Annotated in this window: 12 protein-coding genes and 1 pseudogene; 12 read left to right on the top strand and 1 reads right to left on the bottom strand. The window is 66.5% G+C overall.

Annotation, left to right across the window (positions count from 1 at the left end; genetic code table 11):
* Positions 1–27 precede the first annotated feature (27 nt).
* The 12 genes from AC1Q6V_RS14495 to AC1Q6V_RS14440 all read left to right on the top strand — a co-directional run bounded on the left by AC1Q6V_RS14495 (position 28) and on the right by AC1Q6V_RS14440 (position 11656).
* Positions 28–864 carry an alpha/beta fold hydrolase gene (locus AC1Q6V_RS14495; protein ID WP_454749954.1) on the top strand — a complete coding sequence of 279 codons (837 nt, stop codon included), beginning with the start codon at positions 28–30 and terminating at the stop codon, positions 862–864.
* 120 nt (positions 865–984) lie between these two features.
* Complete coding sequence (locus AC1Q6V_RS14490; RefSeq protein ID WP_011615066.1) at positions 985–2187, top strand: ABC transporter substrate-binding protein; 1203 nt, start codon at positions 985–987, stop codon at positions 2185–2187.
* Positions 2188–2384: 197 nt separating this feature from the next.
* Positions 2385–3251 (top strand): branched-chain amino acid ABC transporter permease, encoded by an 867-nt coding sequence (locus AC1Q6V_RS14485; protein WP_011615067.1) that lies wholly within the window; start codon positions 2385–2387, stop codon positions 3249–3251.
* A gap of 1 nt (position 3252) precedes the next feature.
* Positions 3253–4350 (top strand): branched-chain amino acid ABC transporter permease, encoded by a 1098-nt coding sequence (locus tag AC1Q6V_RS14480; protein ID WP_454749953.1) that lies wholly within the window; start codon positions 3253–3255, stop codon positions 4348–4350.
* Positions 4347–5117, top strand: coding sequence for an ABC transporter ATP-binding protein (locus tag AC1Q6V_RS14475; RefSeq protein WP_058698893.1), 771 nt, complete (start codon positions 4347–4349; stop codon positions 5115–5117). Before AC1Q6V_RS14480 ends, AC1Q6V_RS14475 begins: the two co-directional genes overlap by 4 nt.
* Positions 5114–5839 carry an ABC transporter ATP-binding protein gene (locus tag AC1Q6V_RS14470; protein ID WP_011615070.1) on the top strand — a complete coding sequence of 242 codons (726 nt, stop codon included), beginning with the start codon at positions 5114–5116 and terminating at the stop codon, positions 5837–5839. The genes AC1Q6V_RS14475 and AC1Q6V_RS14470 overlap by 4 nt, the downstream gene beginning before the upstream one ends.
* Before the next feature lie 319 nt (positions 5840–6158).
* The gene (locus AC1Q6V_RS14465; RefSeq protein ID WP_011615071.1) at positions 6159–8057 is read left to right on the top strand and encodes a potassium transporter Kup; all 1899 of its coding nucleotides are present in this window, start codon (positions 6159–6161) and stop codon (positions 8055–8057) included.
* Between the two features lie 280 nt (positions 8058–8337).
* Positions 8338–8742 (top strand): hypothetical protein, encoded by a 405-nt coding sequence (locus tag AC1Q6V_RS14460; RefSeq protein ID WP_454749952.1) that lies wholly within the window; start codon positions 8338–8340, stop codon positions 8740–8742.
* Between the two features lie 211 nt (positions 8743–8953).
* Positions 8954–9343, top strand: coding sequence for a hypothetical protein (locus AC1Q6V_RS14455; RefSeq protein ID WP_454749951.1), 390 nt, complete (start codon positions 8954–8956; stop codon positions 9341–9343).
* 67 nt (positions 9344–9410) lie between these two features.
* The gene (locus AC1Q6V_RS14450; RefSeq protein WP_454749950.1) at positions 9411–10547 is read left to right on the top strand and encodes an alpha/beta fold hydrolase; all 1137 of its coding nucleotides are present in this window, start codon (positions 9411–9413) and stop codon (positions 10545–10547) included.
* Between the two features lie 227 nt (positions 10548–10774).
* On the top strand, positions 10775–11215 hold the full coding sequence (locus tag AC1Q6V_RS14445) for an Hsp20/alpha crystallin family protein (protein ID WP_011615075.1): 441 nt from the start codon (positions 10775–10777) through the stop codon (positions 11213–11215).
* A gap of 15 nt (positions 11216–11230) precedes the next feature.
* Positions 11231–11656, top strand: coding sequence for an Hsp20/alpha crystallin family protein (locus AC1Q6V_RS14440; protein ID WP_011615076.1), 426 nt, complete (start codon positions 11231–11233; stop codon positions 11654–11656).
* Between the two features lie 116 nt (positions 11657–11772).
* Here the strand turns inward: AC1Q6V_RS14440 and AC1Q6V_RS14435 are convergent.
* Positions 11773–11988, bottom strand: a pseudogene (locus AC1Q6V_RS14435) (bifunctional UDP-4-keto-pentose/UDP-xylose synthase); the annotation flags it as partial.

Raw genomic sequence — 11988 nt, 5'->3', positions numbered from 1 at the left:
TAACCGCCGGATATCCCTTCTGAACCGATGCAAGACAACAACGTGCCCATGCAAAGCAGCCTGGTGGAAATTCCCTTCGACAACCGCCGTATCCGGATCGAGTACCAGTGGCTGCGGCCTGAACGCGCGCGGCGCCCGCTGGTGGTGTTCCTGCATGAGGGGCTGGGCTCGGTCAGCATGTGGCGCGATTTTCCGCGCGAATTTTGCGAAGCCGGCGACTATCGCGGCCTGGTGTTCTCGCGCTATGGCTACGGACGTTCGACGCCGCGGCCGCACGAGGAAAAATGGCGTCCCGACTTCATGCATCGCCAGGCACGCGAGGCGATGCCCGCATTGTTCGACGCACTCGACGTCGGTCCCCGCCGCGCGCATGGCATGCCCTGGCTGCTGGGCCACAGCGACGGCGGCTCGATCGCGCTGATCCACGCCGCCAGCTTTCCGCAGGCGGTTGCCGGCATCATTGTGCTGGCGCCGCATATCGTGGTGGAAGACCTGTCGGTGCGCAGCATCGCGGGCACGCGCCAGGCTTACCTGGAAACCGACTTGCGCCAGCGGCTGGCGCGCCATCATGACGACGTCGATTCGGCCTTCTGGGGCTGGAACGATATCTGGCTCGACCCCGAATTCCGTCAGTGGGACCTGCGTCCGCTGCTGTCCGGGCTGCGCTGCCCGGTACTGGCGGTGCAGGGCGAGGACGACGAATACGGCACCATGGCGCAGATCGAGGGTATCCATCGATATGCCCCCCAGACCACCTTGCTTAAACTCGCGCGATGTGGACATTCGCCACATCGCGACCAAAAAGATCCGTTGACGTTGGCCGCGGTTCGGCATATAAACGCATATACTTCAAACCTAAAATAATTCGGCTTCCCGCCTGTTGCGAAGGGTCCTCACGGTGCATGCGCCGGCGCGGGACACGGCAAGGGCAGGGGTGACCGGCAACGGTCCAGCGAGCCACCGGCTTGACCACCAGGAGACACCATGCGTCGCTTCACCTCGCGCAGGCTTGCGCCTGCCTGCCTTGCCGTCGCCACCGTCTTTGCCATGGCCGGCGCGTCCGCGCAGCCGGCGGCCCCCGCACCCGCTGCGCCGGGGGGCAAGATCAAGGTCGGCTTCATGCTGCCGTACACCGGCACCTACGCGGCCCTGGGTACGGCCATCGAAAACGGCTTCCGCATGTACGTGCAGCAGCAGGGCGGCAAGCTCGGCGGACGCGACATCGAGTACTTCAAGGTCGACGATGAATCCGATCCGGCCAAGGCGCCGGAGAACGCCACCAAGCTGGTCAAGCGCGACCAGGTCGACGTGGTGGTCGGCACGGTGCATTCGGGCGTGCAGATGGGCATCGTCAAGGTGGCCAAGGAGAACAACACGCTGCTGATCATTCCTAATGCCGGCGTGGACGAGGCCACCGGTCCGCTGTGCGGCCCCAATATCTTCCGCACTTCGTTCTCGAACTGGCAGCCGGGTTACGCCATGGGCCAGGTGCTGGGCGAGCGCGGCCTGAAGAAGGTGGTGACGCTGACCTGGAAGTACGCCGCAGGCGAACAGTCGGTGAAGGGCTTCAAGGAGGCGTTCGAGGCCAAGGGCGGCAAGGTGGTGAAGGAACTGAACCTGCCGTTCCCCAATGTCGAGTTCCAGGCGCTGATCACCGAAGTGGCGTCGCTCAAGCCTGACGCCGTGTTCGTGTTCTTTGCCGGCGGCGGCGCGGTCAAGTTCGTCAAGGACTGGGCGGCGGCCGGGCTCAAGGACAAGATCCCGCTGTACGGCTCGGGCTTCCTGACCGACGGCACGCTCGAAGCACAGGGCACTGCCGCGCAGGGCCTGGAAACCACGCTGCATTACGCCGATGGCCTGACCAACCCGCGCGACAAGAATTTCCGCCTGGACTACGCCAAGACCTACAAGCTGCAGCCCGACGTGTACGCAGTGCAGGGCTACGATGCCGCCCAGCTGCTGGCGGCCGGCGCCACGGCGGTGAAGGGCGACATGACGCGCAAGGCCGACCTGTACAAGGCCATGGGCGCCGCCAGGATCGACAGCCCGCGCGGCGCCTTCACGCTGTCCAAGGCGCATAACCCGGTGCAGGACTTCTACCTGCGCAAGGTCGACGGACGCGAGAACAAGGTCAGCTCGGTGGCGGTGAAGGCGCTGGCTGATCCTGCGCGCGGTTGCCGGCTGTAAGGCCATCCCGGCCAGTCGGTTTGCTCCCCTCTCCCGCCTGCGGGAGAGGGCGGGGGAGAGGGCAGGAGTCCCCACGAAGTGAAGGCCTTCGCATCCCGCAAGCCCGGCCCTCTCCCCAACCCCTCTCCCGCGCGCGGGAGAGGGGGGCCTGCCACCGGCATGTGTGGCGCTGTAGGTAATTTGATGCATTACCCCGCATGGATATCGTCTCCTTCCTGATCCAGTGCCTGAACAGCGTCCAGTACGGCCTGCTGCTGTTCCTGGTGGCCAGCGGCCTGACGCTGATCTTCGGCATCATGGGCGTGATCAATCTCGCCCACGGCAGCTTCTACATGCTGGGCGCCTACCTGGCCTTCACGCTCGCCGGCCTGACCGGCAACCTGTTTATCGCCATCCCGCTCGGCATCGTGCTGGCGGTGGCATTCGGCTACGTGCTGGAATGGGCCTTCTTCAGCTACCTGTATGAACGCGACCACCTGCAGCAGGTGCTGATGACCTACGGGCTGATCCTGGTGTTCGAGGAGTTGCGCAGCATCCTGGTCGGCGATGACGTGCACGGCGTGCAGGTGCCTGCGCTGCTGGACGGAGCGTTGGCGATCGGCAACGACATGACCTATCCGGTGTACCGCCTCTTTATCTCCGCGGTATGCCTGGTGGTGGCGCTGGCGATGTACTACGTGATCCGGCGCACCCGGCTGGGCATGATGATCCGCGCCGGCGCCACCAACCGCGAGATGGTGCAGTCGCTGGGCATCAACATCACGGTGCTGTACCGCTTCGTGTTCGCGCTGGGCGTGGCGCTGGCGGTGCTGGCCGGCATGATCGCCGCGCCGGTGTCGTCGGTCTATCCGGGCATGGGGGCGCAGGTGCTGATCGTCTGCTTCGTGGTGGTGGTGATCGGCGGCATCGGCTCGGTCAAGGGCGCGCTGGTGGCGTCGCTGCTGCTGGGCTTCGTCGATACCTTCGGCAAGGTGTTCTGGCAGGAGGCGGCCGGCGTGCTGATCTACCTGCTGATGGCGGTGATCCTGCTGTGGAAGCCGCAGGGACTGTTCAAGGCAGGATGACATGACTCCGACGACATTGCCGGCGCGCCGGCACTCCTCGCGCAACGCCACGCTGGCCACCGGGCTGGGCTGGCTGGTGGCGTTCGCGGTGCTGGCGGCACTGCCGCTGCTGCTGACCGCGGACAGCAACAAGTTCTACATCGAGCTGCTCAGCAAGGTGATGATCATGGCGATCTTCGCGCTGTCGCTGCAGCTGCTGATCGGCTACACCGGGTTGGTCAGCCTGGGCCATGCCGCGTACTTCGCCATGGCGGCGTATGCCACCGCAATCCTGGCGCCGCAGGCCGGCCCGGGCAACGGCTGGCTGCTGCTGGCTGGTGCGCTGACGGCATCGGCGCTGCTGGCGCTGGTGGTGGGGGCGCTGGTGCTGCGCACCCGCGGCGTGTATTTCATCATGGTGACGCTGGCGTTCGCGCAGATGGTGTATTTCGTCTTCCACGACACCAAGATCGCGGGCGGCAGCGATGGCACCTATATCTACTTCCGGCCGGAATTCCCGGTGCCCGGCGAGCACCTGCTGACGGTCAACGATCCCACGCATTTCTACTGGCTGGTATGGCTCGGGCTGGTGCTGACGGTGGCGGTGCTGGCGCTGGTGCTGCGCTCGCGCTTCGGGCACGCGCTGGTCGGCATCCGCCACAACGAACAGCGCATGCGCGCGGCGGGCTATGCCACTTACCGCTACCAGCTTGGCGCCTTTGTCGCGGGCGGGATGCTGGCGGGACTGGCTGGGTTTCTGTATGCGATCCAGTTTGGCTTCGTCAATCCGGAGATCGCGTCGTGGCACCAGTCCGGCAACGCCATGCTGATGGTGATCCTGGGCGGCGTGGGCAGCCTGGCCGGCGCGGTGCTGGGCGCGTTCTCGTTCGTGCTGCTGGCCGAGTGGTTCAGTACGCTGACCAAGCACTGGCAGCTGCTGATGGGCGGCTTCATCATCGTCGCCGTGGCGCTGCTGCCGCGCGGGCTGGTCAGCCTGCCGTCGGTGTTGCGGCACGGCCGCCGCGGGCGCCGCAATGGCGATGCCGGCACCGGCACGGATGAGGCCGCGGTCACTGCGGACAGCCGCAGCGAAGGACGCCGCAATACGGAGGCCGCATGATATCGCAAGGAACGCCGATCCTGCAGGCGCAGCAACTGACCCGGCGCTTCGGCGGCCTGACCGCCGTGGCGGGCGTCGACCTGTCGCTGTCACTGCATGAGATCCATGCCGTGATCGGCACCAACGGCGCGGGCAAGTCCACGCTGATCAATATGTTGTCCGGCGAATTGGCGCCGTCGTCCGGCCGCCTGTACCTGAAGGGCGAGGACGTGACCGGCTGGTCGCAGCCGCGGCTGGCGCGCCATGGGGTGGGGCGCAGCTACCAGCGCAACAATATCTTCCTGCCTCTGACGGTGCGCGAAAACTGCCGGCTGGCCGCGCAATCGCGCGCGCAGCGGGCGTGGCGGCTGTGGGAAAGCGCCCAGGGCTGCCGCACCAGCGCCACGCTGGCCGACGAGGCGCTGGAGCGGGCCGGCCTGGCGCCGCTGGCGGACCGGCTTGCCAGCGACCTGGCCCATGGCCAGAAGCGGCAGCTGGAGGTGGCAATGTGCCTGGCCACGCAGCCGGTCGCGCTGCTGCTGGACGAGCCGCTGGCCGGCATGGGCGCGGAAGAGTCGGCGCGGATGCTGGCGCTGCTGCGCGGCCTGCGCGAGGGCCACGCCATCCTGCTGGTCGAGCATGACATGGACGCGGTGTTCTCGGTTGCCGACCGCATCACCGTGATGGTCAACGGCGCCGTGATTGCCACGGGCAGCCCCGAGGCGATCCGGACCAACCACGAGGTCCAGGTCGCCTACCTGGGCGAGGAAGAGAGCGAGGCCGCATGAACGCACCGATCAATTCACCGATGATCGAGGCCACCGGCATCAACGCCTGGTATGGCTCAAGCCACGTGCTGCGCGACGTCGACTTTACCGTGGGCGTGGGCGAAACGGTCGGGCTGCTGGGCCGCAACGGCATGGGCAAGAGCACGCTGCTGCGCACGCTGCTGGGACATGTGCGCCAGCGCCAGGGGCAGATCCGCGTGGCCGGCCGCGACGTCTCGCGCGCGCAGCCGTTCGAGGTGGCGCGCCTGGGCGTGGCCTACGTGCCGGAGGGCCGCGGCATCTTCCCCAGCCTGTCGGTGCGCGAAAACCTGCTGATGGCCGCGCGCAAGGGCTGCAGTGGCCGCAACGACTGGGACGAGGCGCGCGTGCTCGACCTGTTCCCGCGGCTCAAGGAACGCCTGTCCCATGGCGGCCAGCAGCTGTCCGGCGGCGAACAGCAGATGCTGTCCATCGGCCGCGCGCTGATGACCAATCCCGACTGCCTGGTGCTGGACGAAGCCACCGAAGGGCTGGCCCCGCGCATCGTGCGCGAGATCTGGGAGGTCATCGCCACCGTGCGTGGCACCGGCATCGCCTCGGTCGTGGTCGACCGCAATTTCCGCTCGGTGCTGGCGCATGCCGACCGTGCCGTGGTGCTGGAGAAGGGCCGGGTGGTGATGGCCGGCCCCGCGTCGGACCTTGCCGGCAAGCCCGAAGCCCTGGACCGCTACCTGGGCGTTTGAGATGAAAAGCGCCGCATAAGGCACTCATGTTGTCCTGCCGCAACGCCGCTTGCGGGCGCAAGGACACTCTGTTTTGCTCTTCCAGGGCTTGACCATCCGCCGCTTCCCTCCCATCCTTGCGAAGTCACGAAAGCGGCATCCCTGTTTGCCGCAGTGGTCGATAGTCGACAGTTCATCTAGAATTGCGCGCGTTTGTGCAATGCAATAAGAACCGCAAGCAGAACCGGAAACGGGCGCAGCAAGCTGTTGCGCTGGATGGGACCGGGCCGCGGCAGAGCCAACAAACCTGCCGGCGACCTGGTCGTGCAGACCCAATTTCATGACCCAATCCACAACCAGCCATTATTTTGTCGAGAGCCCGAGCACGCGCGCCCTGGTGCTCGGCGCGGTAGGCGTCGTCTTCGGCGACATCGGCACCAGCCCGCTGTATGCCCTCAAGGAGTGCTTCAGCAAGGAGCACGGCATCATGTTCAGCCCGGAGGCCGTGCTGGGCGTCATCTCGATGCTGTTCTGGGCCATGATCATCGTGGTCTCGATCAAGTACGTGGTCTTCGTGATGCGGGCCGACAACGACGGCGAAGGCGGCGTGCTGGCGCTGATGGCGCTGGTGCTGCGCACCGTGGCGCCACGCTCGGGCAGGGCCAGGGTGCTGATGATGCTGGGCATCTTCGGCGCCTGCATGTTCTACGGCGACGCGGTCATCACGCCGGCGATCTCGGTGCTGTCGGCGGTGGAAGGGCTGGAGATCGCCGCGCCGCAGCTGTCGCAGTTCGTGATACCGATCACGCTGATGATCCTGGCGGCGCTGTTCCTGATCCAGCGCCATGGCACTGCGACCATGGGCAAGCTGTTCGGGCCGATCATGACCGCCTGGTTCCTGGCGCTGGGGGGGTTGGGGATTCTCCACCTGGTGCAGGCGCCGGAGATCCTGAAGGCGATCAACCCGTACTACGCCATCACCTTCCTGGTGGAGCACGCGCTGCAGGCCTTTATCGTGCTGGGCTCGGTATTCCTGGTGCTGACCGGTGCCGAGGCGCTGTACGTCGATATGGGCCACTTCGGCGCGCGCCCGATCCGCATCGGCTGGTTCGTGCTGGTGATGCCCTGCCTGATGCTGAACTACTTCGGCCAGGGCGCGATGCTGCTGCACAACCCGGCCGGCGCCGAGAACCCGTTCTATCTGATGGTGCCTGATCTGCTGCAGATCCCGATGGTGCTGCTGGCCACCTGCGCCACCGTGATCGCCTCGCAGGCGGTGATCTCCGGCGCGTTTTCGCTGACCAGCCAGGCGATCCAGCTGGGCTTCCTGCCGCGCATGCGCGTGCGCTACACCTCGGCCGCAGAGATCGGCCAGATCTACCTGCCGGTGATCAACTGGCTGCTGCTGGTGCTGGTGATCGGCGTGGTGATCTCGTTCAAGAAGTCAGAGAACCTGGCCGCTGCCTACGGCATCGCCGTGACCACCACCATGGTCATCACCACCATCCTGGCCGCGGTGTGCATGCGCAGCGTCTGGAAGTGGAACCCCGCGCTGGTTGCCGTGGTCGGGCTGGCCTTCATCGTGGTGGACCTGTCGTTCTTTGCCGCCAACCTGCTCAAGGTTGCCGAAGGCGGCTGGTTCCCGCTGCTGCTGGGCAGCGCCGCGTTCTTCCTGCTGATGACCTGGTACAGCGGCCGCAAGCTGCTGCGCGCGCGCAGCCTGGAAGACGGCATCCCGCTCGAGCCCTTTATCGCCGGGCTGCTGGCGCATCCGCCGCACCGGGTTGAGGGCACCGCGGTGTTCCTGACCGGCAATACCGAGTCCGTGCCGGTGTCGCTGCTGCATAACCTGAAGCACAACCGCGTGCTGCATGAGCGCGTGGTGTTCCTGACCTTCGTCACGCGCGACATCCCCTACGTTGACGACGACCATCGCCTGAGCTGCAAGGACGTGGGCGGCGGCGTCTTTATCCTGAAGTCCGAATACGGCTTCAAGGAAACGCCCGATGTGCAGAGGGTGCTGGACCTGGCCGACCGCAAGCTTGGCATGCACTTCGAGCTGATGGAGACCTCATTCTTCATCGCGCGCGAATCGGTGATTCCGTCCAAGCTGCCTGGCATGCCGATGTGGCGCGAGAGCCTGTTCGCCTGGATGCACCAGAACGGCGCCAAGCCGTCGGACTTCTTCCAGATCCCGGCCAACCGGGTGGTGGAGCTGGGCACCAAGGTCGAGATCTGAACGCGCGGGCCCCGGCGCCCGCTTCCGTCGAGCCTCAGCAACCCCCGGACGCGCCGCCAGGCGATCCGGGGGTTTTGCTTTTGCCCGGCTTGCGCCGCCTGCCTGCCATGCGCCACCCGCAGCCCGCCCCTCGGGGCGCTTGTCCCGGGAAGTCGTGCATTGCTGACGCTGACCCGGGACACCGGCCTCATGCGTACGCACCGCCCCTCGCCACACAATGCAACCCTCAGCTTGTCACTGACCGCCTTCATGGCGGTCCCTTCCAGAAGGAGCCTGTGCCATGTGCGCGTTGCAGCAGTGGTCTCGCCAGTCCAGCCGGCATGCCGACGGTACCCGTCGCATCCGTCGGCTGCGACGGGCGCTGCCGCCGTGGCTGCCATCGCTGCTGCCGGCGCTCCTGCTGCTCTACGTCCTCTGTCATTCACATGCGAACTGGGAATCGTGCCTCGCCTCACTGCGTGAGCTGAATCACGATCACGGCACGCCGGCGCGCGAGCTGGGACGCGCGTTGTCGCTGGCGCGCTCCCTGCGCGGACGCCAGGCAACGGATCCGGTTGCCTGGCACGCCGCGGTGCTGCTGGCCGCCGACCGCGGGTCGGGGTGCCTGGCGGCACTCGGGCGCAGTCCGGCGCGGCTGCTGCCGTCGCTGGCACCGCTGTTCGCGATGCTCGCATGGCTGCACTGAGGCAGGGCGGCCGCTTCCCCGCATCCGCATACCACTGATCCAGGAGTCAGGCGCTGCGCCGCAGCCCCATGATGGGATGGCAGCGGCTTGCGCCAGGCAACGGCTGGCACGGTCGAGGCGATCCCGTGCGGCCCGTGCCGTTTCGTAGCCGATCGCCTGCATGAGGAGTGCCGTCGCGGCAATGCCGCCGGCATCCCTGTTGGAGATAGCAATGCATAAGAATCTTGCCAAGACCCTGCTTGCCACTGCCGCACTCGCCACCGGCTTCAGTCATGCCGCCCACGCGGGTGCCTATGGCGAAGCACTGGCCGCTGCCGCGCCGCGCCACAACGCGCAGCGCGACGCCTTCACGGAGGGCGCGCGCAGTCCCGCCGCCGAGGCCGCGATGCGGCCCGTGGTGGCGCGCGGCAGCATGTCAGTGTGCGTGGTCCGTGGCTTTGATCCGAACCGGGATGCGATGCGCAAGCCTGATCCTTACACGGATGGCGCGCGCATGGGACGCTTTGATACCTTTGCCGAGGGGGCGCGAACCAGTTCCCGCGATGGTTTCAGCGGCGGCGCGCGCAGCGATGCACGCGGCAGCGGGGAATGCCTGTCCTGAGCGATCGACGGCGCTTTTGCGCCGCCCATCCTTTGCCTAAGCTAGGGAAGTCACGCGGTGCGCCCGCATGGCGGCCGCGGCCCGCGGCTGCCGGCCGGCCGTCCCAGTGCCGCGCGGCCCCGACATGCCGATGTTCAAGCAGCAGCTCCGCCTGTGCACCAGCCGTGATGGCGTTCGCCTTGCGTACGCCATCACGGGCTGCGGTGCGCCGCTGGTCAAGGCGGCCAACTGGATGAGCCACCTGGAGTTCGACGTGGGCAGCCCGGTGTGGAGCCACATGATCACGGCGCTGTCCGCCACGCATACGCTGATCCGCTATGACGAACGCGGCTACGGGCTCTCTGACCGGGAGATCGAGGACCTGTCCTTCGATGCCTGGCTGCGCGACCTGGAGACCATCGTCGACGCCACCGGGGTCAACCATTTTCCGCTGCTCGGTATCTCGCAGGGCGCATCGATTGCCGTCGCCTACGCGGTCGCGCATCCCGAACGGGTCAGCCACCTGGTGCTGCACGGCGGTTACGCGCGCGGGCGCCTGAAGCGCGACAACCTGAGCCAGCGCCTGCTGGAAGAGGCCGAGCTGATGAACAAGCTCGCCGAGCTTGGCTGGGGCCAGGAGAATCCGGCCTTCCGCCAGTTCTTTACCACCCAGTTCATCCCCGGCGGCACGGCCGAGCAGCATGCATGGTTCAACGAGCTTGAGCGGGTCTCTACCTCGCCGCTGAATGCCGCACGCTTCATGCGCGTCTTCAATGAGATCGACGTGGTGAAGCTGCTGCCGCGGGTATCGTGCCCGACACTGGTGCTGCACGCGGTGCGCGATGCGCGTGTGCCGTTCGACGAAGGACGCCTGATCGCCAGCGAGATTCCCGGCGCGCGCTTCGTGCCGCTGGAAAGCGGCAATCACCTGTTGCTGGAAACCGAGCCCGCATGGCTGCGCTGGCTGGACGAGGTGCGCGCCTTCCTGCCGGCCACGGAGCCGGTGCGAGATCCCGCCTTCAGTGCACTGACCCGGCGCGAGCGCGATATCGTCGAACTGATCGCGCAGGGCCGCGACAACGCCCAGATCGCCGCGCACCTGGACCTGTGCGAGAAGACCGTGCGCAACCACATCACCAGCATCTTCGCCAAGCTGGAAGTGGAAAACCGCGCGCAGGCGATCGTGCTGGCGCGCAAGGCCGGCTTCGACCGCGCTGGCGCCTGAAATCCCGGACCGATGGCCGTGACGCGGCCGATACCTGCCAGCGTCCGATTTTCCCGCTATCCGCCCCCCTTGAAATCCGCGCGGGACAGCACTAATTATGGATTGCCCAGTCGTCGCGGCAACGCGGCACTGCGTGTTTTCCGTTGGTTTGCAGCGGCCTGGCAGGAGACCAGGTGCACTACATCAGGGTCCTGCGCCTCCCCGCTGCATAGAAGGAGGATCTAACCATGAGTGACTTCTTTTTCGGGACCGACCCGTTCAGTGAATTCGACCGGATGCAACGGCAGATGGCGAATCTCTTCGGCGGGTTTCCAACCAGCCTGCGCTCCGGGCGTTTCGGGGGGTTCCCTCCGCTGAATATCGGCACGACCGATGACTCGATCGAGATCGTGGTATTCGCACCCGGCATCAAGACGGACCAGCTCGAGGTATCGATCGACAAGGGCCTGCTGACCATCAGCGGCGAGCGTGCCCAGGTGCAGCCGGAAGGCGCAGCCGAGGTGCGGCCCTATGCGCAGGAGCGCTTCTTCGGCAGCTTCCGCCGCGTGATCGAATTGCCGCAGTCGGCTGATCCCGACAAGGTGCAGGCACGCTATACCAACGGCTGCCTGTCGATCAGCGTAGGCAAGCGCGAAGCGTCGCGTCCGCGCGCGATCACCGTCAGCTAACGTGAGGAGAAAGCCATGAGCGATTCGAACCAGGTCGTCCAGCGCGACCAGAACACAAGCGGCCAGGGTGACCAGGGCGCTGTCGCGCAACGCCGCGCGGAAACCCAGGCCATGACGCTGGTGCCCGCGGTCGATATCTACGAGACTCCCGCCGGGGTCACGCTGTGGGCGGATTTGCCCGGCGTGCCGCGCGAGAACCTCGAGGTCAACGTGCACGACAGCAGCCTGCGCATCGAAGGCGAAGCCGTCGTGCCGACGCCCGCGAGCCTGCGCGTGCAGCTTGCCGAGATTCGGCAGCCTCGCTATGCGCGTACATTTACGCTCAGCCCGGATCTCGACGCTTCGCGTATCGAAGCCAACCTGCAGGACGGCGTGCTGAAGCTTACGATCCCGCGCAGGGAAGAAGCGAGGCCGCGGCGGATCGAGGTGTCGGCCGGCTGAGGCTGCGCGCGTGCCTGGTGCTTGGGCACGCTGCGTGAGTGCTCCCTCTCCCGCTTGCGGGAGAGGGAGCACTCACGGTCAGGCAAGTGCCTCGGGCCTGCGACACGTGTCGAAACTCATCCCTGGTTCACCAACGTCCTTGCCTCCGTCACGTGCGTGCGATACGCCTCGAAGATCCGCCGCAGCGACGCCTCCATCCCTATCCTCGGTTCCCACCCCAGCTCGTCGACGGTGTTGCCGATCTTCGGCACGCGGTGCTGCACGTCCTGGTAGCCCTTGCCGTAGAAGTCGCCCGAGGAGGTCTCGATGATCTGCGTCTTGCGCGCTTCCTC

The organism is Cupriavidus sp. GW823-FHT07B10, from assembly GCF_058794355.1.
Note: the sequence above shows the minus strand (reverse complement) of the source record. Positions and strands in the feature narration are given on the sequence as shown.